The organism is Micromonospora sp. NPDC048887 (assembly GCF_040649715.1).
Taxonomy (GTDB): Bacteria; Actinomycetota; Actinomycetes; order Mycobacteriales; family Micromonosporaceae; genus Micromonospora.
The window spans coordinates 54,432-73,223 of the sequence record NZ_JBEZGA010000014.1 but is presented as its reverse complement, the minus strand read 5'-3'; the positions used below and the strand labels follow the sequence as shown (position 1 = coordinate 73,223).

24 protein-coding genes and 1 tRNA gene are annotated in these 18,792 nt (G+C 74.0%); 11 read left to right on the top strand and 14 right to left on the bottom strand.

Annotation, left to right across the window (positions count from 1 at the left end; all coding sequences use genetic code 11):
• The first annotated feature begins 25 nt into the window (after positions 1 to 25).
• Genes AB0C17_RS21405 through AB0C17_RS21395 form a run of 3 tightly spaced genes read left to right on the top strand, consistent with a single transcriptional unit; the run spans position 26 to position 2,548 of the window.
• Positions 26 to 1,258: an SLC13 family permease gene (locus AB0C17_RS21405; RefSeq protein ID WP_357471408.1), complete on the top strand. Its 1,233-nt coding sequence runs from the start codon at positions 26 to 28 to the stop codon at positions 1,256 to 1,258.
• Positions 1,259 to 1,268: 10 nt separating this feature from the next.
• The gene (locus tag AB0C17_RS21400) at positions 1,269 to 1,592 is read left to right on the top strand and encodes a nuclear transport factor 2 family protein (RefSeq protein WP_073828537.1); all 324 of its coding nucleotides are present in this window, start codon (positions 1,269 to 1,271) and stop codon (positions 1,590 to 1,592) included.
• 56 nt (positions 1,593 to 1,648) lie between these two features.
• Positions 1,649 to 2,548, top strand: a complete 900-nt coding sequence (locus tag AB0C17_RS21395) for a GNAT family N-acetyltransferase (RefSeq protein WP_357471405.1) — start codon at positions 1,649 to 1,651, stop codon at positions 2,546 to 2,548.
• 12 nt (positions 2,549 to 2,560) lie between these two features.
• On the opposite strand, the gene sigJ is transcribed toward AB0C17_RS21395, so the two are convergent.
• The gene (gene sigJ, locus AB0C17_RS21390; protein WP_357471559.1) at positions 2,561 to 3,427 is read right to left on the bottom strand and encodes an RNA polymerase sigma factor SigJ; all 867 of its coding nucleotides are present in this window, start codon (positions 3,425 to 3,427) and stop codon (positions 2,561 to 2,563) included.
• Positions 3,428 to 3,567: 140 nt separating this feature from the next.
• On the opposite strand from sigJ, the gene AB0C17_RS21385 reads away from it, so the two are divergent.
• Complete coding sequence (locus AB0C17_RS21385; protein WP_357471402.1) at positions 3,568 to 4,338, top strand: SDR family oxidoreductase; 771 nt, start codon at positions 3,568 to 3,570, stop codon at positions 4,336 to 4,338.
• A 16-nt stretch (positions 4,339 to 4,354) separates the two neighbouring features.
• Here the strand turns inward: AB0C17_RS21385 and AB0C17_RS21380 are convergent, their stop codons facing one another.
• From AB0C17_RS21380 to AB0C17_RS21355, 6 genes are all read right to left on the bottom strand, one after another.
• Positions 4,355 to 4,765, bottom strand: coding sequence for a VOC family protein (locus tag AB0C17_RS21380; RefSeq protein ID WP_073828533.1), 411 nt, complete (start codon positions 4,763 to 4,765; stop codon positions 4,355 to 4,357).
• 25 nt (positions 4,766 to 4,790) lie between these two features.
• A complete protein-coding gene (locus tag AB0C17_RS21375) occupies positions 4,791 to 5,693 on the bottom strand; it encodes an inositol monophosphatase family protein (protein ID WP_357480036.1) in 903 nt (300 codons plus the stop codon).
• Positions 5,694 to 5,708: 15 nt separating this feature from the next.
• Positions 5,709 to 6,362 carry a hypothetical protein gene (locus tag AB0C17_RS21370; RefSeq protein WP_357480033.1) on the bottom strand — a complete coding sequence of 218 codons (654 nt, stop codon included), beginning with the start codon at positions 6,360 to 6,362 and terminating at the stop codon, positions 5,709 to 5,711.
• On the bottom strand, positions 6,359 to 7,360 hold the full coding sequence (locus tag AB0C17_RS21365) for a hypothetical protein (protein ID WP_357480030.1): 1,002 nt from the start codon (positions 7,358 to 7,360) through the stop codon (positions 6,359 to 6,361). The genes AB0C17_RS21370 and AB0C17_RS21365 overlap by 4 nt, the downstream gene beginning before the upstream one ends.
• Before the next feature lie 55 nt (positions 7,361 to 7,415).
• Positions 7,416 to 8,192 carry a methyltransferase domain-containing protein gene (locus AB0C17_RS21360; protein WP_357480027.1) on the bottom strand — a complete coding sequence of 259 codons (777 nt, stop codon included), beginning with the start codon at positions 8,190 to 8,192 and terminating at the stop codon, positions 7,416 to 7,418.
• Between the two features lie 107 nt (positions 8,193 to 8,299).
• Positions 8,300 to 9,259, bottom strand: coding sequence for an LpqB family beta-propeller domain-containing protein (locus AB0C17_RS21355; RefSeq protein ID WP_357388739.1), 960 nt, complete (start codon positions 9,257 to 9,259; stop codon positions 8,300 to 8,302).
• Positions 9,260 to 9,398: 139 nt separating this feature from the next.
• Between AB0C17_RS21355 and AB0C17_RS21350 the strand changes: the two genes are divergently transcribed.
• The gene (locus AB0C17_RS21350; RefSeq protein ID WP_357480024.1) at positions 9,399 to 9,992 is read left to right on the top strand and encodes an HD domain-containing protein; all 594 of its coding nucleotides are present in this window, start codon (positions 9,399 to 9,401) and stop codon (positions 9,990 to 9,992) included.
• An 80-nt stretch (positions 9,993 to 10,072) separates the two neighbouring features.
• On the top strand, positions 10,073 to 10,714 hold the full coding sequence (locus tag AB0C17_RS21345) for a dihydrofolate reductase family protein (RefSeq protein ID WP_357388743.1): 642 nt from the start codon (positions 10,073 to 10,075) through the stop codon (positions 10,712 to 10,714).
• 12 nt (positions 10,715 to 10,726) lie between these two features.
• Here the strand turns inward: AB0C17_RS21345 and AB0C17_RS21340 are convergent, their stop codons facing one another.
• On the bottom strand, positions 10,727 to 11,233 hold the full coding sequence (locus tag AB0C17_RS21340; RefSeq protein ID WP_355508833.1) for a hypothetical protein: 507 nt from the start codon (positions 11,231 to 11,233) through the stop codon (positions 10,727 to 10,729).
• A gap of 115 nt (positions 11,234 to 11,348) precedes the next feature.
• Here AB0C17_RS21340 and AB0C17_RS21335 point away from each other — a divergent pair, with 115 nt between their 5' ends.
• From AB0C17_RS21335 to AB0C17_RS21325, 3 genes are read left to right on the top strand one after another with little or no spacing between them, the layout of a single operon-like run.
• Positions 11,349 to 11,828: a DUF2975 domain-containing protein gene (locus AB0C17_RS21335; protein ID WP_357388745.1), complete on the top strand. Its 480-nt coding sequence runs from the start codon at positions 11,349 to 11,351 to the stop codon at positions 11,826 to 11,828.
• Positions 11,828 to 12,052: a helix-turn-helix transcriptional regulator gene (locus AB0C17_RS21330; protein ID WP_357388747.1), complete on the top strand. Its 225-nt coding sequence runs from the start codon at positions 11,828 to 11,830 to the stop codon at positions 12,050 to 12,052. Before AB0C17_RS21335 ends, AB0C17_RS21330 begins: the two co-directional genes overlap by 1 nt.
• A complete protein-coding gene (locus AB0C17_RS21325) occupies positions 12,049 to 12,213 on the top strand; it encodes a hypothetical protein (RefSeq protein WP_357388749.1) in 165 nt (54 codons plus the stop codon). The genes AB0C17_RS21330 and AB0C17_RS21325 overlap by 4 nt, the downstream gene beginning before the upstream one ends.
• A gap of 32 nt (positions 12,214 to 12,245) precedes the next feature.
• On the opposite strand, the gene AB0C17_RS21320 is transcribed toward AB0C17_RS21325, so the two are convergent.
• From AB0C17_RS21320 to AB0C17_RS21310, 3 genes are all read right to left on the bottom strand, one after another.
• Positions 12,246 to 13,445, bottom strand: coding sequence for an RtcB family protein (locus tag AB0C17_RS21320; RefSeq protein ID WP_357388751.1), 1,200 nt, complete (start codon positions 13,443 to 13,445; stop codon positions 12,246 to 12,248).
• Between the two features lie 30 nt (positions 13,446 to 13,475).
• Positions 13,476 to 13,548, bottom strand: a tRNA-Glu gene (locus AB0C17_RS21315).
• Between the two features lie 301 nt (positions 13,549 to 13,849).
• On the bottom strand, positions 13,850 to 14,242 hold the full coding sequence (locus AB0C17_RS21310) for a hypothetical protein (protein ID WP_013286540.1): 393 nt from the start codon (positions 14,240 to 14,242) through the stop codon (positions 13,850 to 13,852).
• 147 nt (positions 14,243 to 14,389) lie between these two features.
• Between AB0C17_RS21310 and AB0C17_RS21305 the strand changes: the two genes are divergently transcribed.
• Positions 14,390 to 15,163 carry an alpha/beta hydrolase family protein gene (locus tag AB0C17_RS21305; protein WP_357388753.1) on the top strand — a complete coding sequence of 258 codons (774 nt, stop codon included), beginning with the start codon at positions 14,390 to 14,392 and terminating at the stop codon, positions 15,161 to 15,163.
• A gap of 10 nt (positions 15,164 to 15,173) precedes the next feature.
• Here AB0C17_RS21305 and AB0C17_RS21300 read toward each other — a convergent pair whose 3' ends face one another.
• Genes AB0C17_RS21300 through AB0C17_RS21290 form a run of 3 tightly spaced genes read right to left on the bottom strand, consistent with a single transcriptional unit; the run spans position 15,174 to position 17,557 of the window.
• Positions 15,174 to 15,680, bottom strand: coding sequence for a DinB family protein (locus AB0C17_RS21300; RefSeq protein WP_357388755.1), 507 nt, complete (start codon positions 15,678 to 15,680; stop codon positions 15,174 to 15,176).
• 44 nt (positions 15,681 to 15,724) lie between these two features.
• Positions 15,725 to 16,543: a M15 family metallopeptidase gene (locus AB0C17_RS21295; protein WP_357388757.1), complete on the bottom strand. Its 819-nt coding sequence runs from the start codon at positions 16,541 to 16,543 to the stop codon at positions 15,725 to 15,727.
• Between the two features lie 48 nt (positions 16,544 to 16,591).
• On the bottom strand, positions 16,592 to 17,557 hold the full coding sequence (locus AB0C17_RS21290) for an acetylxylan esterase (RefSeq protein WP_357388759.1): 966 nt from the start codon (positions 17,555 to 17,557) through the stop codon (positions 16,592 to 16,594).
• A gap of 198 nt (positions 17,558 to 17,755) precedes the next feature.
• On the opposite strand from AB0C17_RS21290, the gene AB0C17_RS21285 reads away from it, so the two are divergent.
• Positions 17,756 to 18,781, top strand: coding sequence for a LacI family DNA-binding transcriptional regulator (locus AB0C17_RS21285; protein ID WP_357388761.1), 1,026 nt, complete (start codon positions 17,756 to 17,758; stop codon positions 18,779 to 18,781).
• Positions 18,782 to 18,792: the final 11 nt, after the last annotated feature.

Here is an 18,792-nt window from a genome sequence, read left to right as displayed (position 1 = left end):
CCGGCGTGTGCGAGGATCATCCCTCGTGGAGACCCCCGGCGATCCGCCGAACGCCGTGCCCGACCGCTCCCGCTGGGGCCGCCTGCACGTGCTGGACTGGATCGCGATCGGGCTGGCCGTGCTCGGGGTGGTGTGCGTGCTCACCGGGCTGCTGCCCCGCGCCGACGCCGAGGGCACGATGCGGCGGGTCGTCCCCATCCTGATCTTCCTCGGCACGGTGGTGGTGCTGGCCGAGCTCACCGCCGTGGCCGGGGTGTTCGACGCGCTCGCGACCCGGGTGGCGGTCACCGCGCGGGGCAGTTTCCGGGCGCTGTTCTGGCTCTGCGTCGGCTTCGCCTCGGTGACCACCATCGCGCTCAACCTGGACACCACGGCGGTGCTGCTCACGCCGGTGATGATCGCGCTGGCGCGGGCGCTGAACGTGCCGCCGACACCGCTGGCCATGACCACCGTGTGGCTGGCCAACACGGCGAGCCTGCTGCTGCCGGTGTCCAACCTGACGAACATCCTGGCCAGTGACCGGGTCGATCTGGCCCCGGTGCCGTGGGCGGCCCGGATGTGGTGGCCGCAACTGGTCGCTGTCGCGGTGACCGCGCTGCTGCTGTGGCGGTGGTACTGGCGTCCGGCGCGCGCCGGGGCCGACCCGTTCGTCCCGCCGCGGCCGTACGTGCCGCCGGACCGCGTGCTCTACCGCACCGCGCTCGCCGCCTGCCTGCTGTTCGTCGCCGGGATCCTCGCCGGGGTGGAGATCGGCGTCGCCTCCGGGGTGGCCGCCGCGATCCTGGTCGCGGGCTTCGCGGTCCGGGCCCGGCACCGGCTGCGGCTCGCGCTGGTGCCGTGGCGGCTGCTGGTGTTCGTGACCGGGTTGTTCCTGGTCGTGCAGACCATCGGGCGGCACGGTCTGGACACGGTGATGGGCACGCTGATCGGCACCGACCCGGGCGCGGAGGGGGCGCTGCGGGCGGGCGCGGTCGGCGCGCTGTTCAGCAACGCGGTGAACAACCTGCCCGCGTACCTGGCCGGCGAGGCGGTGATCGCCGTCGACCGGCACACCCAGTTGCTGGCACTGCTGATCGGCACGAACGTGGGCCCGCTGGCCACACCGTGGGCGTCGCTGGCCACCCTGATCTGGTACGAGCGCTGCCGTGCCGCCGGGGTGGCCGTGCCGCTGGGCCGGTTCGTGGCGACCAGCGCCGTGCTCGCCGTGCTGGCCACCGCCGCCACCGTCACGGCGCTTCTTGTCGGTCCCGGCGCCTAGCATCGCGCCCATGAGCAACCCGCCCGAGATCGTCCGCCGCTACTTCGCGCTCGCCGGCCAGGCCGACAAGGAGCCCTACCTCGCGCTGTTCGCCGACGACGCGGTGGTCGAGGACGAGGGCCGCACCCACCGCGGGATCGCGGAGATCCGCGCCTGGCGCAGCGGCACGCCGCTGGTGTCGTACGAAATCACCGACGTCGAGCAGACGCCGGCCGGCACGGTGGTGACGGCGACGATCAGCGGCGACTTCCCCGGCAGCCCGTTCGCCGGGCTGCGGTTCCGGTTCGAGGAGTACGACGACACCCACATCCGCCGGCTGCGCATCGCCCCCTGAGCAGGGGGCGGGAAAACCGCTACGACCCGGCCGAGGGCAGTGACTACGGTGCCCGCATGACCGCCGCGCCCACCCTGCACTTCTGCACCGACCCGGACGAGTTCCTCGCCGCCGCCGAGGCGTACCTTGCCGCCGACCCGGTGATCAACACCGTCGTCGCCAGCGTCACGCGCCGGATGGCGGCCCGCCGCGCCGAGGGCGTCGCGCTGCCCGAGGACGACTGGTGGCTGGTGGTGCGCGACGGCTCCGGGGCGGTGGTGGGCGCCGCGATGCGTACCGCGCCGTTCCCGCCGCGGCCGGCGTTCCTGCTGCCGATGCCGCCGGAGGCCGCCGTGGCGCTGGCGCGGGCGTGGCACCGGCGCGGCGAACGGATCCGCGCGGTCAACGGCGCGCTGCCCGCCGCGCGCGCCTGCGCCGACGAGGTCGCACGCCTCGACGGCGGCCGGGTCGAGGTCGGCCAGCACACCCGGCTGCACGTGCTGGACCAGTTGGCGCCACCGGCCCCGGTGCCCGGCGCGCTGCGGGCCGCCGGGCCCGACGAGGTCGACCTGGTCGCCGCGTGGTTCGGCGCGTTCACGGCCGACGCCGACGAGCAGGCGGGCCGCCCGCCCGGCACCAGCGCACACGAGACGCCCGACCGCGCCGAGTTGCTGCGCCGCATCCGGGACGGGCGGGTCTGGTTCTGGACCGACGGGTCGGGCGTCCCGGTGCACCTGACCGCCGCCAACCCGCCGTCGTTCGGCGTGGCCCGGATCGGGCCGGTCTACACGCCACCCGAGCAGCGTGGGCGCGGCTGGGCCGGCAACGCGGTAGCCGAGGTGTGCCGGCTGCTCACGGCCGAGGGCGCGCGCGTGTGCCTGTTCACCGACCAGGCCAACCCGGTGTCGAACCGGCTCTATGCCGGGCTGGGTTTCCGGCCGGTGGTCGACATGGCCAACCTGGTTCTGGTCGACTGAGACGGCTCCGGGTCAGCCGGCGAGACCGAGCGCGGCCAGCCGGCGCGGGTCGGCGATCACGTCCACGGCGGCGATCCGCCCGCCGGTGACGGTGAACGCCATCACCGACAGCGGACGGTCCCCGGCGCTCACCAGCACCCCGGCGGCGCCGTTGACCAGCACCGGCCGGGCGTGCGGGAACAGCCGCCCGAACGTGGTGGCCTGCGCCGCCACAGTCGTCGCGCCGGTGAGCACGACCGTGTGGCGGGCGCGGGCGGTCCCCGCGTCGGAACGCAGCACCACGTCCGGGTGCAGCACCGCGATCAGCGCGTCGAGGTCGCCGTCGCGGGCGGCGGCGAGGAAGGCGTCGACCACCGCCCGCTGCCGGGTCAGGTCGGGGTCGGGGGTGGGCGCCTGTCCGCGTACCCGGCGGCGGGCCCGGCTGGCGAGCTGCCGGGCCGCTGCCGGTGAGCGGTCGACGAGCGGGCCGATCTCGTCGAACGGCACGCCGAACATGTCGTGCAGCACGAACGCGAGCCGCTCGGCCGGGCTCAGCGTGTCCAGCACCACGAGCAGCGCCAGCCCCACCGAGTCGGCGAGGACCGCGGCGTGCGCCGGGTCGTCGGCGCCGGTGTCCACCACCGGGTCGGGCAGGCGGACGTCGAGGGAGTCCTCCCGTCGGGCGACGCGGGACCGCAGCGTGTTCAGGCTGACCCGGGCGACCACTGTGGTCAGCCAGGCGTCCAGGTTGTCCACGGTGGCCGGGTCGGTACGGGCCAGCCGCAGCCAGGTCTCCTGCACCGCGTCCTCGGCGTCGGTGAGCGAGCCGAGCAGCCGGTACGCCACGGCGCGCAGCCGCGGCCGCTCCCGTTCGAACCGCTCCGCCAGCCCGTGCCCCATCACCTGAGCCTCCCTCTCCCGCACGTCGTCTCGACCCGCCACGACCGGCCGACGTGACCGGAAGTGACCGCCGTCACATCTGTCACGTCGGCAGGCCGGCGCGGGTCGACATGGCAGCACAGGCGACGGAAGGCGAGACGATGAACCCACAGATCCTGGTCACCGGCGGCACCGGCACGATCGGCCGGCACGTCGTACCGCTGCTGCGCGCCGCCGGGCACCCGGTGCGGGTGCTCAGCCGGCGCGGCGGACAGTCCGGCGACGGCGTCACCCACGTGCGCGCCGACCTGCTCGGCGGCGCGGACCTCGATGACGCCCTACGCGGGGTGTCAACCGTGCTGCACCTGGCCGGCGGCGCGAAGGGCGATGACCGCGCCACCGCCCACCTGGCCCGCGCCGCGCACCGGGCCGGTGTGGCGCACCTGGTGCACATCTCGGTAACCGGCGCGGACCGGGTGCCGCTGGCCTGGATCCGGTCCAAGCTCGACGCCGAGCGCGCGGTGACGGACTCCGGCGTCCCGTGGACGGTGCTGCGCGCCGCGCAGGCGCACGACCTGGTGCTGACCATGCTGACGGCGATGACCCGGCTGCCGGTGACGCCGGTGCCGGGCGGGCTGCGGCTGGAGCCGGTCGACGCCGCCGAGGTCGCGGCGCGGCTGGCCGAGCTGACGCTGGGCGCGCCCGCCGGGCTGGTGCCGGATCTGGCCGGGCCGCACACGTACGGGATCGGTGAGCTGCTGACCGGCTACCTGGCGGCCACCGGGAAGCGCCGTGCGCGACTGCCGGTCCGAATCCCCGGGCGGGCCGGCAGGGCGTACCGCCAGGGCGCGAACCTGGCCCGGCCGGGCGCCGCGAGAGGCGTGCGGACCTGGGCGGACTTCCTGGCCGCCCGGACGCCGTCAAGGCCCTGACCCGCCGCGACGCCCGTCAGGCGTCGGCGGAGCGCGACGCCGGACGGAACTGCTCGAACATCACCTCGTAGCCGTCCGGGTCGAGCCCGTAGAAGATCCGCGCCCAGCCCACGTCCTCGGGTTCGAGCGTGACCGGCAGCCCTTCGTCGCACCACAGCGCGTACGTGGCGTCCAGGTCCGCGGTGGGCACGGTGAGCACGACACCGAGCCCCGGCGGCCCGGCCTTGACGTCGCGTTCCCGCTGCGCGTTGTGGTGGCCGTGGCGGTGCAGGTCGGACAGGATCAGCCAGGTGTGACCGAAGGTCAGGTAGCGCAGGTTCGTCTGCTCGGCGTTCGGGATCTCCTTGAAGCCAAGTCGCCGGTAGAGCCGGTGGGAGCGGTCCAGGTCGCGGACCCGGAGCCCGAGCTTGAGCTGTCTGGCGGCCATCCGGCCGAGGCTAGCGGATCGCGCCTCACCAGCCGACCGAGCCGAGGCCGACGGGGGTGAGGCGACGCACCTGCGGCTCGATCCACTGTGCCGCCGTGACCAGTTTGACCAGCCGGTCGATGGTCTCCGGTGGCCCGGCCACGAAGCTGCGCCGGTCGGGCGGACAGCCGTACCTGTCGTCGAAGGTGCCGCCGTCGAGGGCGCGTACCGCCATGCCGGCCTCGGCGGCGAGCAGCATCCCGGCCGGCAGGTCGACCGCCTCGGGGCGGTAGCCGACGATGCCGTCGATGTCGCCCCGGGCCAGCATCACCCAGGACAGCAGCGGCGCCCACAGTTGCAGCACCCGGCGGGCGCTGGTGTCCAGCACCACCTTCAGCGCCCGGGCGGTGCTGTCGTCGCGGCGTACCTCGTGCCCCTGGGTCCAGGCCAGCACCGGCGCGGACGGCACCGGGCGGCGCGCGGCGCGCAGCGGCCGCGCGGCCGGGCCGGAGTCGTGCACGAACGCGCCCCGGCCGCGCACCGCCGACCAGGTACGGCCGGCGACCGGGTCGTGCACCACGCCGAGCACCGGCGAGCCGTTGTCGCACAGGGCGATCCCGACCACGTACGCGGGCAGCCCGATCGCCACGTTGTTCGTGCCGTCGAGCGGGTCGACGAGCCACGCCCAGGTGGTGTCCGGGGCGTACTCGCCGCCCTCCTCGGCGATCACGCCGTGCTCCGGCCAGCGGGCCCGGATCCGGTCGACGATGAGCCGCTCGGCGGCCAGGTCGAGGTCTGTGACCAGGTCACCGGTGTCGTTCTTGGCCCGGGCGTGCACCTCCCCCCGGGTGCCCCGGCGCAGCAGGCGGCCCGCCGCCCGGGCGGCCTCCACCGCGAAGCGGTGCGCGTCGCGCAGGTCGGGCCCGCCTCTGCTCGGCTCCACGTCCATGGCTCCTCCAGCCAGTCAGCCCCGTGCCACCAGTCGCGCGATCTCCCGCGCCATCCGTGCGGTCTCCGCCGTGTCGCAGCGGTCCCGGCGTACCCGGTGGCTGTGCCCGTCCACCGCGCCGAGGCTCAGGTCGCACGTGCCGGGAGTGGTCCGGCCGAGCGCCACTGTCACCGCCGGTTCACCGGCGTCGACCTCCGAGGTGTGGAAGCCGCCGGCGCGCAGCGCGTACGAGTCGCCGGCCGAGTGCGTCTCCACAGTGGCGGTCATCGCGGTGACCAGCCGGTCGGTGGCGGCCATCTCGTCCACCTCGCCGAGGCTGCGCACTTCGTAGACCCGCCAGGACGGGTCGGCGGGCGCGTCGTCGACCTCGATCAGCTCGTTGCGGACGGTGCCGTGCAGCACGTGGCTGAGCAGGTCCCAGCTGTGCGAGTGCATGGTGGAGGTGGTCGGGCGCACCGGCGGCGGGTCGGCCGGCCAGGCGTGCACGCAGATGCCGTCCGGGCCGTCGCGTTCCACCGGCAGGCAGGTGAAGCCGAGCGGGTGCCGGACCGCGCGCAGCGGCCGCCTCCCCTCGGCGACGTCGCCGAGCACCTCCAGCACCCAGCCGCGCAGCAGTTCCGGCCGGGTGCCCCGGTCGATCTCCCGTTCGAGGTCGGCGTAACTGGTCATGAGTAGGGGTTCCTCGCCTGGACGGCCTTGCCGATGATGTCGGCGACCTCGCGGTCGCCGAAGGCCCGGGGCAGCGTCAGGCCGAGGGCGGCGAACAACCGCCGTACCTGCTCGACCGACGGCTCGTCGTCGAGCTTGACCTGGCCCGCGGCCTCGATCGGCACGCGCCGGCTCTGCCGGCGGCTGTAGTCCAGCTCGATGTTGAAACGGTTGTAGTAGACCTCGCCGCGGTCGATGCGCAGCGCGGGCGTCTGCGGATTCTCCTGGGTGATGACGACGCAGGAGGAGGAGAGGTCGTAGCGGAACGTGGTCATCTGCGCGGAGAGCCGCACGTCGACGGTGAGCAGGCCGGAGCGTTGCAGGTGCCAGCAGGCGGCCAGCACCGTCGCGTACGACTCCTTGCGGGTGCGGTCGACGGTCCACGGCTCACCCGGCGCGTCCGGTTCGAGGCTGCGCCGGAACCGCGCGTACCGCTCGCAGACCTCCTCGTCGGTCGGGTCGATGATCTCGATCGCGACGGTGAGCGTGGCGTTGCGCCGCCGGGCGTGTTCCAGGCAGTCCGGCAGCGTGACCGCGCGCAGGTAGGTGCCGGTGCCGCCCTTGAAGCTCCACTGGTCGGTGTGCCGCCGGGCGTCGGCGAGCGCCTGGCCGACCTCGCTGCCGTGCAGCACGCGCACCATCGAGACGCTGTCGATGGCCTCGCGGGCCCGGTTCAGCGCGCCCTCCGGGCCGGTGATCTCCCGCATCTGCGGCACCAGGTCGGTCAGCCGGTCGCGGGTGTCCGAGATGACCTGGCGGACCTCCCGCTCGGTGGTGCGCCGGCGCAGCCGGTCGCGCAGCATCGCCTGCGCGAGCAGGCCCAGGACCAGCAGGATCGCGCTGTTCACCAGATCCTGGCTGACCGTGTTGGTCAGGCCGAGCACGGACACCGTGAGCGCCAGGACCAGGCCGATGAACGCGTCGAGATTGGTCACGACCCAGGCGAGCAGGCGCGTCATGACATCCCCCGGTCGACGACGGAACCCCCATGATAGCCCGCTGTCAATGTCGTAATCACGCCCTGTTTCCGGCCGGTGGCGGTGTGCCCGGCCGGCGGGCGGCGCAGATCAGCGAGCCGCCGAGCCCGGGCGCGACGCGCGCCAGCCGGCGCGAGGCCACCCACCGGCCGCCCGGCAGCCGCCAGCCGACCTCGTTGGAGCGCAGCGCCACCGGTGTGAATCCGGCCCGGCGCAGGGTGCGGCGCAGCAGCGAGGCGGTGAACGGACGGATGTGCAGCCACAGGTACGGGTGTAGCGGGTCGATCTGGCGTGGCGCCCGGCCGGCCAGGAACGCCAGCCGGTCCTGCACCGGCGCCAGGTTCGGGGTGGTGAGCACCAGCAGGCCACCGGGTGCCAGCACCCGGTGACACTCCCGCAGCAGCGCCAGCGGGTCGTAGACGTGCTCGATCAGCTCCCCGGCGAGCAGCCCGGCGAAGCTGCCCGCCCGGAACGGCAGGCCCCGGGTGGCGTCCAGGCAGACCGGCAGCGCCCGCCCGCCGGCCGCCGCGCGGGCCGTGCCCAGCGCCGTCTCGGCCGCGTCGGCGAGCACCACCGGGCCGGGCAGCGTGGCCGGGTCGAGCATGCCGCGTGGCCCGCAGCCCAGCTCCAGCACCGGCCCGCGCCCGGTCACCCCCTCGGCGAGCAGCCGGGCCGCGACCGCGCGGCGCACCCTGTGGTACGGGTCGTCGACGTACCCGTCGACCTCGGCGCCGTCGTGGTAGCGGCGGTTGTTGGCGTGCCTGCCGTGCGCCTGCGCGCGGTGCGACGACGTCCCGGTCGGCGGCTCGGCCATCACCCCTCCACAGCGGACGCCGGCCCCGTCGGCGACGTCCGCCCCAAGCCTCGCACCGGTGGCGTCCGGTGGCGCGCATCCGGTCCGTGATGCGCGCGCCCGGCACGTCAGATCGCCCGTGCCCAGTCCAGCCGGGTGCTGTCGTCGTACTCGTCGCCGGGGATCCACCACTGCTCGCCGAAGCCACTGGTGGACACGATGATGTTGCCGCCGTCCGGGTACTCGTTCTCCGGCGGGATCGACAGCGCGGCGCAGTAGCGGCCGTCCGGGGAGAACACCGGCGACAGGTAGAACCGGGGCTCGTCGGTGAGCTTCTTCAGCCCGGTGCCGCCGATGCGCACCGACGCGAGCGACTGGTTGTAGACCTCGCGGTCCAGGTGCCAGCGGTTGGTGCAGAAGACGACGCGCCCGGAGTCGGGCATGAAGACCGGCGAGATGAACATCTCGCCCGCCACCGGCGTGTAGACGGGCCGCACCGTCCCGGTCGCGAGTTCCAGCACCCGCAGTTGCCAGCCCTGCGAACGGCTGCGCCACCGCACGACGATCATGGAGCCGTCCCGGGACCAGTCCGGGTCGGCCATGGAATGCCCCTCGACCAGCACGCGGGTGGCGCCGGTGACCACGTCCACAGCGATCAGCCGGTCGTTGTCCTGCCCGGTGACGAGCGCGATCTCGGTGCCGTCCGGCGACCACGTCGGCGCGCCGTAGCGGACACCGAACGGGTCGGCGAGCAGCGTGCGCTTCTGGCCGGTAACCCGGTCGTACACGGCCACGAACGGCTCCAGCGTGCCGTCGCCCGAGCGGGCCGTGTTGACCCAGGCCACGTGCCGGCCGTCCGGCGAGGACTTGGCGTGGTCCCCGTTCGGCAGCAGCTCGCGCGGCGTGGTGCGGCCCGGGTCGACCTGGAGCACACCCCAGCCGACGCTGACCAGCCACGACCCGTTCACCACGTCGGCGGCGGCCGGTGCGGCGGACGCGGCGTGGGGCGCGGCGGCCACCCCGGTCGCGGCGGCGAGCCCGGTCAGCGCGGCGGTACGCAGCAGGGCACGACGATTCAGTGCGGTCATTCGACAACCCCCGTGAGAGACGTGGCCCCCACCCTCCCGAGTGGATCGACGCACCGGAATCGGACGAGCGGCCGCTTCACGTTCGGCTACTCGTCCATCACCGCCGGTGAGCCCACCGGGGACCGGTACGCTCGCCCCGATGACCTCCGACGCGCTGCACCGCGCCCTCACCGAAGCGGGCGACCCGCCACTGCTCCCGCTCCCGGGCGTGGCGGTCGAGCTGCTGGACGCCCTCGCCGCCCCGCCGCGCCTCGGCGCGCACCTGCGGCTGGTGCACGACGTCGCCTGGCACCTGACGGCCGCGTTCGCCGACCGCTTCGGCGCGGTGCCGTTCGACAGGCAGGCGGTGCTGTTCGGCGCGGCGGTGCACGATCTCGGCAAGGTCGAGCACCCGGCCGAGATGACCGGCCCCGGTTCGGCGCACGAGGAGGCCGGGTACCAGTTGCTGCTGCGTTTCGGCGTACCGGAGGAGCGGGCCCGCTTCGCCGTCACCCACGCCGCCTGGCACTCCCCCGGCGCGCAGCTGGAGGACCTGCTGGTCAGCCTGGCCGACAAGGTGTGGAAGGGCCGGCGCGTCACCGACCTGGAGCAGCTCGTGGTCGACCGGCTCGCCGGCATCACCGGCCAGGAGCGCTGGCAGACGTTCCTGGACCTCGACGACGTGCTCGCGGAGCTGGCCGCCGGCGCGGACCGCCGGCTGGCGTTCCAGGCCGAGCATCCGGTGTACGGCTGACGCCGGCCCCCAGGCGGCGACGAGTCCGGCACCGGCCGGAGGTCTTCCCAGTGTCAGTGTTCCGATCTCCGGGAGGAAGCATGAGCACCAGTGAAAGGCGCGGCCGGGTGCGGGCGTTCGTCACCGTCTCCCTGGACGGCTACGTCGCCGGCCCGGACGACCGGGCCGGCCAGGGGCTCGGTGTCGGCGGCGAACGGCTGCACCACTGGGTGATGGGCGGGCCGTGGACGTACGACACGCCGCGTGAGGCCGGCGCCGGCATGACCGACGAGGACCGGGCGTACTTCGACGAGCTGCTGGCGGGTGCCGGTGCCGCGCTGTGCGGCCGGGGCATGTACGACGCCGCCGGCGCCTGGGGCGGCCGGAACCCGTTCCAGGCCCCTCTGGTCGTGCTCACCCACCGCACCGCCGACCAGCCCGACCCGGACGCCGGTTTCCTCATGGTCGACGGGTTCGACGCGGCGCTGGCGGCGGCCCGGCGTACGGCCGGCGACGGCGCGGTGGTCATAGGCGGGGGCGCCGAGGTCATCCGGCAGGCGCTCGCGGCCGGCGTCGTCGACGAGCTGGGCCTGTCCACCGCGCCGGTGATCCTCGGCCGCGGGAAGCGGCTGTTCGAGGGCTTCGACCGGGACGTCGACCTGGAGATCCGCGCGGTGCACCACTCGCGGTACGCCGTACACGTCCGCTACGCCGTCGGCCGCCCAGCGAGGGGCACCGATTGACGTCGGCGGCGCTCAGCCGGTGACGGCGCGCCACGCCTGCTCGGTGGCGTCCCGCGTCCGCTCGGCGGACCGGCCGTCGCGGGCGGTGACCGTCACGACGAGCGTGTCCGCCCGCCGCCAGCAGGTGACAGACCCGTCGGCGCCACTGTGGCAGGTGGTCTCCGCGCCGGGTGCGGCAGTGCCTCCGCCGAGACGCGACTGCAACGCCCGCCCCACCGCCGCGATGCCCACCCGGTTGCCGTAGTACGCCTCGAGGGTCAGTGGCGGCGGAGTCGCCTCGCCGTACCCGTTGATCACCATGGCGAGACCCGGCGGATCGTCGACCAGGGCCGGTATGCGGTCCCTGCCGGCGTCTTGACGGGGCAGACCGGCCAGCTCGGCCGGCGCGGTGAGGCGGTCGATCACCACGGCGCCGGGGGCCGCCGGGTCGGGCTCTCCCGGCTGGCAGGCGGCGCCGGTCAGAGCGGCGGCCAGGACAAGGGCCGTCGGCCGGACCGCGCGACGGCGGTGTCCGGTCATGTCGTCCTCCCCAGGGTGGGCCGGAGCCGGGCGAGCATCCCGGACCGAGCCTATCGACAGCGACCCACGATCGGAACCGATTGACTTTCGATAGGTTCCGCGCGATAGTCGATGCATGCTTACGGCGCAACGCGCGGTGACACCACTCCGTGCCTTCCTGGTCCTGCTGTTCGCGATCCTGGTGCTGCTCCAGACCATGTCGCTGCCCGGGCAGTTCGCGCACATGGCGCGGGAGAACCCGGACATGGCGTACCTGCGGTGGCCCGCCACCGCGGTGACGATCTTCTGGGTGCTGTGCGTGCAGGTGGTGATCGTCTGCACCTGGCACCTGCTCACCCTGGTCAAGCGCGACCGCATCTTCACCGAGGCGTCCCTGGGCTGGGTCGACGGCATCGTCTGGGCGGTCGCCGCCGCCTGGGTGGTGCTCGTCGGCGTCTTCCTCTACGTCGGCTTCAACGCCGGCGACCCGGGGCTGCCGCTGCTGCTGTTCCTGCTGGTCACCGGCGTCAGCGTGCTGGGGCTGCTGATGGTGGTGCTGCGCGCGCTGCTGCGCCAGGCCACCACGCTGCGCACCGACATGGAAGCGGTGATCTGATGCCGATCGTCGTGCGCATCGACGTGGAGCTGGCCAAGCGCAAGATGAGCGTCGGCGAGTTCGCCGAGCGCGTCGGGCTCACCCCGGCGAACGTGGCGGTGCTCAAGAACGGCCGCGCCAAGGCCGTCCGGTTCAGCACCCTGGAGGCCATGTGCCGGGTGCTCGACTGCCAGCCCGGCGACCTGCTCGAATGGGTCCCCGACGAGGATGGGGCGCAACGATGAGACACCTGGCCGCCGCCGTGGCGCTGCTCGCCGTCGTGCTCGGCGTCGCCGGCTTCGTGTACGGGGAGGCCGACGACTCCCCCGGCCTCCAGCTCCTGTCCGCGCTGCTCGTCATCGGCGCGGTCGCCGTCGGCGTGCGCGTCGCCCGGCGTACCCGGTAGGGCCGGCGCCCCCTCGACGCCGGCCCTGCCGCTCAGCCCTTCACGCAGACGACCTGCTTGAGGTGGGCGACCACCTCGACCAGGTCCTCCTGCTGGGCCATCACCTCGGTGATGTCCTTGTACGCGCCGGGGATCTCGTCGACCACACCGGCGTCCTTGCGGCACTCCACCCCGGCGGTCTGCGCGGCCAGATCCGCAGTGCTGTACGTCCGCTTCGCCTGCCCCCGCGACATCCGCCGCCCGGCGCCGTGCGACGCCGAGCAGTACGCGTCGACGTTGCCCTTGCCGCGCACGATGTACGACCCGGTGCCCATCGAGCCGGGAATGATGCCCAGGTCCCCCTTACCGGCCCGGATCGCGCCCTTGCGGGTCACCAGCACGTCCACCCCGTCGTAGCTCTCCTCCGCCACGTAGTTGTGGTGGCAGGAGATCGGCTCGTCGTAGCCGACGTGCGGGAACGCAACCCGGACCACCTGGCTCAGCAGAGCGAGCATGACCGCCCGGTTGCGCCGGGCGTACTCCTGCGCCCACCACAGGTCCCGCCGGTACGCCTCCATCTCGGGCGTGCCGGCGAGGAACACCGCGAGGTCCCGGTCCGGCAGGTCGGTGTTGTGCGGCAGGCCGCGCGCCACCGCCATGTGCCGCTCGGCCAGCTCCTTGCCGATGTTGCGGGAACCGGAGTGCAGCATCAGCCAGACCCGGCCGTCGTCCGGGCCGCCCTGCTCCAGGCAGACCTCGATGAAGTGGTTGCCGCCGCCGAGCGTGCCGAGCTGCCGCTGCGCCCGCGTCTGGAGCTGGGCCACCTTCCGGTCCAGCGTGCCGAACCGCCGCCAGAAGTCGTCCCAGCCCGACTGCTCCAGCCCTCGGATCCGGCGCGGGTCGACAGCGTCGTCACGCATCGCGAAGCCGACCGGGATGGCCGCCTCGATCGCCGAGCGCAGCGGCGCGAGGTCGTCGGGCAGGTCGGCGGCGGTCAGCGAGGTCCGTACCGCCGACATGCCGCAACCGATGTCCACGCCGACCGCGGCCGGCGACACGGCCTGCCGCATCGCGATCACCGAGCCGACCGTGGCGCCCTTGCCGAAGTGCACGTCCGGCATCACCGCGACACCCTGCACCCACGGCAGCGCGCCGATGTTGCGCAGCTGCCGGGCCGCCTGCGCCTCGATCGTGTACGGGTCGGTCCAGACCCGGACCGGCGCCCGGGTACCGGCCAGCGGGGTGAAACCCATCGTCGTCTCCTTGCTCATGTCCTTCTGACGTAGGCCGTACGGGACTCGAACCCGTAGCCTCCCGGTTGAGAGCCGGGTGAGCTGCCAGTTGCTCCAACGGCCCAGGACGGCGTACGCCGTCGGCGGAGCTGCCCCGGAAACGGAGAACCGCCCTGCTCCGGTCTCGGGGCGGGCGGTTCGCGCGGATCGTCGCGCCGGCGCTAGACGCGCCACCACCCTGGTTGCCACTGCCGTTCGCGGCCCGTGCCCGGCTCGGGCAGCAGGGCACCGGCGCGCGGCGCTTGCCGCTCGGCGCGGGTGCGGTTCTGCTGCGACACGGTGCACTCCCCTGGTGGATCAGATCGACGTTGCCCGCTCACGGTACGGCCGCCACACCTGGGCGGCAACACGATATTCGTTCGTGGTCAGCCGGCGTGTGCCACCGGGTGGCGGCGCATCTCCTCCATGAACGGGTAGCGCGCGGTCAGCTCCGCGAGCGTGATGCCGGCCCGCCACGCGGCGGCCACCTGCGCGACCTGAAGCAGGTCGGTGGCGTCGCCCCGGGCCTGGACGTCGCCGTCCACCCGCAGGTCGATCATGAAGTAGCGGGCCTGCGAGCCGAGGCTGACGCAGACCACGCCGCGGGCGGAGGTCATCTCGGCGCAGGTGAACCGGCTGCGCCCCTGCTCGGGCGCGGTCACCTCGCCGACGTCGAGCTGGTGGGCGGCGGCTGTCGCCACGAGCGCGGGGGCGAGACCGCCGGGCTCGACCAGGTCCGGGTAGAGGCGCACACCCAGTGCGGCCGACACGTCGCTCATGACTGACTCCCACTTCCTTGTGACAGAGACCAGCAGCGCGCAGGTTACGAACACGTTTCCGGCGCGCACGGCCATCTTTTCCCGCGCGGCCGTCCCGGGGCAATAGGAACGCCCTCATCGAACCCCTGCGGGGTACGCTGCCGCCTCATGGCGCACATCCGCTGTGACTTCTTCTCCGAGGCGCTCGGCATGGGCACGTCGATGACAGTGCTGCTGCCCGACCGGGGCGCGGCCGGGATCGGCGTGCCGGGTGCCGCCGCCGACGGTGACCCGCAGGTGCTGTACCTGCTGCACGGGCTGAGCGACGACGACACCGTGTGGACCCGGCGCACCTCGATCGAGCGGTACGTCGCGCCGCTGGGGCTGGCCGTGGTGATGCCGCAGGCGCAGCGGAGCTTCTACTGCGACGAGGCGCACGGCAACCGGTACTGGACGTTCCTCAGCGAGGAGCTGCCCGAGGTGTGCCGGTCGTTGTTCCGGCTGTCCGACCGGCGGGAGGACACGTTCGTCGCGGGCCTGTCGATGGGCGGCTACGGGGCGATGAAGTGGGCGCTGCGCCACCCGGACCGGTTCGCGGCGGCGGCCAGCCTGTCCGGCGCGCTGGACGTGACGCGCCGCCGCCACCATCCGACCCGTCCGGTCGACCCGGCGGTGTGGCACACCGTCTGGGGTGACGACCCGGTGCCCGCCGACGACGACACGGTGGGGCTGCTGGAGCGCTCCGGCGACGACCGGCCGGCGCTCTACGTCGCCTGCGGCACCGAGGACTTCCTGTACGAGGACAACCTGCGGTTCCTCGACGTGGCCCGGGAACGCGACGTGCCGGTCACCGTCGACTTCGGTCCCGGTGACCACGACTGGGCGTACTGGGACGCGCGCATTCAGGACGTGCTGGCCTGGCTGCCGCTGCGCGGGCGCTGACCGGGCGGGCTCAGACGCCGACGGTGCCGTCGATCGCCTCGCGGATCAGGTCGGCGTGCCCGTTGTGGCGGGCGTACTCGTGCAGCATGTGCAGCATGACCAGGCGCAGCGAGACGTCCTCGCCCCAGCGGGCCTGGTGACCTGTCACGTCGAGCGAGGCGGCCTCCCGCTCGACGCGCCGGGCGTGCTCGACCTCCCGCCGCCACGCCTCGAACGCCTCCGCCACGTCGGCGTCGCGGGCGTCGTACGCCTGCTGGAAGTCGCCGCTGTCCGACCACACCAGCGGCACGTCCTCGGCGGCGATGACCCGGCGGAACCAGGTGCGCTCCACCTCGGCCATGTGGCGGACCAGGCCGAGCAGTGACAGCGTGGACGGCGGCGACGCCGCCCGGCGCAACTGCTCGTCGGTCAGCCCCTCGCACTTGAGGGCCAGCGTGGCCCGGTGGAAGTCGAGGAAGGCGCGCAGCGACTCCCGTTCGCCGGCGAGCAGCGGCGGGCCGATCCGTTCGGTCTCCATGAGCGTCGAGCCTAGCCGCGATCGATCTTGGTGGGACGACCGCGTCACCGCAGTGACGAACCGGCCACCGGGAAGTCGAACCAGGTGTCCGGGTACGGCTCGTCGACGTACCGGTAGTGCCACCACTCCAGCGGATAGTTCTCGAAGCCCTGTGCGGACATCAGCCGGCGCAGCAGGTCCCTGTTGTCCCGGGCGGTGCGGCTGACCCGTGCGTCGGCGGTGTGGGAACGCGGGTCGAAGCAGTCGAACCCGGTGCCCATGTCGATCGAGTCGTCGGCGAAGCGGCGTCCGGCCGGGTCGGTGCAGGGCACGAGCGCCTGGCCGGGCGTGTACGCGGCCGGCGAGGGCCCGGAGACCGGCACCAGGGTCAGGTCGACGGTGCTGCCCCGGCTGTGCGCGGTGGGCGCGCCGATGTAGCCGTCGGCGAACAGCCGGTCCTTCGGCACGGCGGGATAGAACTCCCCCTTCATCAGCTGCTCACCGGGCAGCTTCGCCCAGGCCACGAAGTCGTCGGCGGCGCGCTGCGGGCGGTAGCAGTCGTACACCTTGAGGCTGTGCCCGCCGGCGAGCGCGGCGGTCTGCACCCGGTGCAGCGCCTCCGCCGCCGGCCGGGTGAGCAGGCAGCGCGGCTCGGCGTACCCGTCGATCGGGCGGCCGACGAAGTTGTGCGGGCCCGCGTACCGGATGTCGGTGCGGACGGTGGGGTCGACGGTGGTGAGGTCCACGATGTCCGCCGGGGCACGGGGGCCGGTCGCTGTGGGTGACGGCGGCGCCGACGGCGACGGCGCGGGCCGCTGGCAGGCGGCGGCGAGCAGCGTGGCCGCGACGGCCACGACCGCCGTCGCGCGCGTGCCGGTGCCCACCCGCCGTGTCTACCAGCCCCGGCGGGCCGGCATCGGCGGAACCGGTGGTCAGCCGCCCAGCACGGTACGCAGGAAGTCGACGGCGGCGGCGTCGTCGTCGATGCCGCCCGCCTCGTGGCCGTTGAACCGCCACACCGTCAGGTCCTTGTCGCCCCGGTAGGCGTGGTAGGCGGCGTAGACGGTGGACGGCGGCGTGATCTCGTCCATGAGCGCGACGGAGAAGCGGGCCGGCACGCCCGCGCGGCGGGCGAACGCGACGCCGTCGACGTAGCCGAGCGTGCGCAGCGCCTGCTCCTCGCGGTCGCGGTGCACGGCCAGGTAGTCGCGGATCTCCCGGTACGGCGCGGCGTCGGTGATGGTGATCGCGCGCGGGATGTCGCAGAGGAACGGCACGAGCGCGACAGCCGCCCGCACCCGGGGCGCCAGCGCGGCGGCGGCGAGGGCGGCGGCGCCACCCTGGCTGTGCCCGAGGACCGCGATCCGGTCCGGGTCGACGGCGGGCAGTTCGCACGCGGCGTCCACGGCGCGGACCGCGTCGGTGAGGAAGCGCCGGTAGTAGTACCGGTTCGGGTCCTCGATCCCCCGGGTGGCCATGCCCGGCGCCTGCGGTCCGGCGGCGGCGACGTCGGGCGTGTCGCCCCGGCTCCACCCCGAGCCCTGGCCGCGCGTGTCCATCTGGAGGTGGGCGAAGCCGGCGGCGGACCAGAGCAGGTTCTCCAGCGCGTGGCCGCGGCCGCCGCCGTACCCGACGTACTGCACGATCGTGGGCAGCGGCTGCGTCGCGCCGCGCGGCACCCGCAGCCAGGCGCGGATCGGCTGGCCGGCGAAGCCGGGGAAGGTCACGTCGAACACGTCGATCCCGGCCAGCGGCGTGGGCATCGGGGTCGCCGACACGGGGTCGCCGCAGGAGCGCGCCTGTGCGAGAGTGTCAGCCCAGAAGGCGTCGAAGTCCGGCGGCTCGCGCAGGTCGCTGCGATGGGCGCGGAGTTCGGCCTCGGCCAGGTCGGTGAACACGCCTCGGATTCCTCGTCGTTCGTCGGGGGTGGACGGCGAGCCGGCGGAAGATGACTGGCGCGTTTCCGGAACGTTTCCGCAACTCGTGCGAACGCTAGGGCCGGTCCGGCCTGTCGTCAAGCCCTCGCCGTACGGCAAGATGTGCGTGGGGCGGGACGGTCTACCGGTCGGTTCCGGCAGCCGGCGAAGGGAACACGGGTGAGCGCGGACGACGAGCGCAGGGTGACCATCACCGCTATCGCACGGGAGGCCGGCGTCTCGGTGCCGACCGTGTCGCGGGTGCTCAACGGGCGTTCCGACGTCGCGCCGGACACCCGGGAGCGGGTCGAGGAGCTGCTGCGCCACCACGGCTACCGGCGTCGCGGCAGCCGTACGGTGCGCCGGGCGGACCTGGTCGACCTGGTCTTCAACGACCTGGACAGCCCGTGGGCCGTGGAGATCATCCGCGGCGTGGAGGACGTCAGCCACGCCGCCGGGGTGGGCACCGTCGTCTCGGCGATCCACCGCGAGTCCAGCTCCACCCGGCAGTGGCTGCACAACCTGCGCGCCCGCGCGTCCGACGGCGTGATCGTGGTGACCTCGCACCTGAGCCCCGCCGTGCAGGCCCAGCTGCGGCGCCTCAACGTGCCGGTGGTGGTGGTCGACCCGGCCGCCGGCGTGGCCGCCACCGACGTGCCGGCGATCGGCGCCACCAACTGGACCGGCGGCCTGGCCGCCACCGAGCACCTGCTCAAGCTCGGCCACCGCCGGATCGGTTTCGTGGCCGGCCCGCCGCACCTGCTGTGCAGCCGGGCCCGGCTGGACGGCTACCGGGCCGCCCTGGCCGCCGCCGGGGTCACCGCCGACGACCGGCTGGTGCAGCCCGGCGACTTCTACCACGCCTCCGGGTTCACCGCCGGTGGCGCGCTGCTCGACCTCGACGACCCGCCCACCGCCATCTTCGCCGCCAGCGACCAGATGGCCTTCGGGGTGTACGAGGCGGTACGCCGCCGCGGGCTGCGGGTCTGCGACGACGTGAGCGTGGTGGGCTTCGACGACCTGCCCGAGGCGCGGTGGGCCTCACCGCCGCTGACCACAGTGCGCCAGCCGCTGGTGGAGATGGGCCGGCTCGCCGCCCGCACGGTGCTGCGGCTGGCCCAGGGCGAGGAGATCGACTCGCCCCGGGTCGAGCTGGCCACCGAACTCGTGGTGCGGGACAGCACCGCCGGGCCCGCCTGCCGCTGATCCGGGCCGCC

Coding starts and splice junctions, on each gene's coding strand:
- AB0C17_RS21395 (WP_357471405.1), top strand. CDS start 1,649: ATGACCGCCGCGCCCACCCTGCACTTCTGCACCGACCCGGACGAGTTC.
- AB0C17_RS21360 (WP_357480027.1), bottom strand. CDS start 8,192: ATGGCCGAGCCGCCGACCGGGACGTCGTCGCACCGCGCGCAGGCGCAC.
- AB0C17_RS21370 (WP_357480033.1), bottom strand. CDS start 6,362: ATGACCAGTTACGCCGACCTCGAACGGGAGATCGACCGGGGCACCCGG.
- AB0C17_RS21335 (WP_357388745.1), top strand. CDS start 11,349: ATGCTTACGGCGCAACGCGCGGTGACACCACTCCGTGCCTTCCTGGTC.
- AB0C17_RS21365 (WP_357480030.1), bottom strand. CDS start 7,360: ATGACGCGCCTGCTCGCCTGGGTCGTGACCAATCTCGACGCGTTCATC.
- AB0C17_RS21330 (WP_357388747.1), top strand. CDS start 11,828: ATGCCGATCGTCGTGCGCATCGACGTGGAGCTGGCCAAGCGCAAGATG.
- AB0C17_RS21305 (WP_357388753.1), top strand. CDS start 14,390: ATGGCGCACATCCGCTGTGACTTCTTCTCCGAGGCGCTCGGCATGGGC.
- AB0C17_RS21345 (WP_357388743.1), top strand. CDS start 10,073: ATGAGCACCAGTGAAAGGCGCGGCCGGGTGCGGGCGTTCGTCACCGTC.
- AB0C17_RS21400 (WP_073828537.1), top strand. CDS start 1,269: ATGAGCAACCCGCCCGAGATCGTCCGCCGCTACTTCGCGCTCGCCGGC.
- AB0C17_RS21340 (WP_355508833.1), bottom strand. CDS start 11,233: ATGACCGGACACCGCCGTCGCGCGGTCCGGCCGACGGCCCTTGTCCTG.
- AB0C17_RS21320 (WP_357388751.1), bottom strand. CDS start 13,445: ATGGGTTTCACCCCGCTGGCCGGTACCCGGGCGCCGGTCCGGGTCTGG.
- AB0C17_RS21350 (WP_357480024.1), top strand. CDS start 9,399: ATGACCTCCGACGCGCTGCACCGCGCCCTCACCGAAGCGGGCGACCCG.
- AB0C17_RS21300 (WP_357388755.1), bottom strand. CDS start 15,680: ATGGAGACCGAACGGATCGGCCCGCCGCTGCTCGCCGGCGAACGGGAG.
- AB0C17_RS21310 (WP_013286540.1), bottom strand. CDS start 14,242: ATGAGCGACGTGTCGGCCGCACTGGGTGTGCGCCTCTACCCGGACCTG.
- sigJ (WP_357471559.1), bottom strand. CDS start 3,427: ATGGGGCACGGGCTGGCGGAGCGGTTCGAACGGGAGCGGCCGCGGCTG.
- AB0C17_RS21355 (WP_357388739.1), bottom strand. CDS start 9,259: ATGACCGCACTGAATCGTCGTGCCCTGCTGCGTACCGCCGCGCTGACC.
- AB0C17_RS21380 (WP_073828533.1), bottom strand. CDS start 4,765: ATGGCCGCCAGACAGCTCAAGCTCGGGCTCCGGGTCCGCGACCTGGAC.
- AB0C17_RS21325 (WP_357388749.1), top strand. CDS start 12,049: ATGAGACACCTGGCCGCCGCCGTGGCGCTGCTCGCCGTCGTGCTCGGC.
- AB0C17_RS21375 (WP_357480036.1), bottom strand. CDS start 5,693: ATGGACGTGGAGCCGAGCAGAGGCGGGCCCGACCTGCGCGACGCGCAC.
- AB0C17_RS21385 (WP_357471402.1), top strand. CDS start 3,568: ATGAACCCACAGATCCTGGTCACCGGCGGCACCGGCACGATCGGCCGG.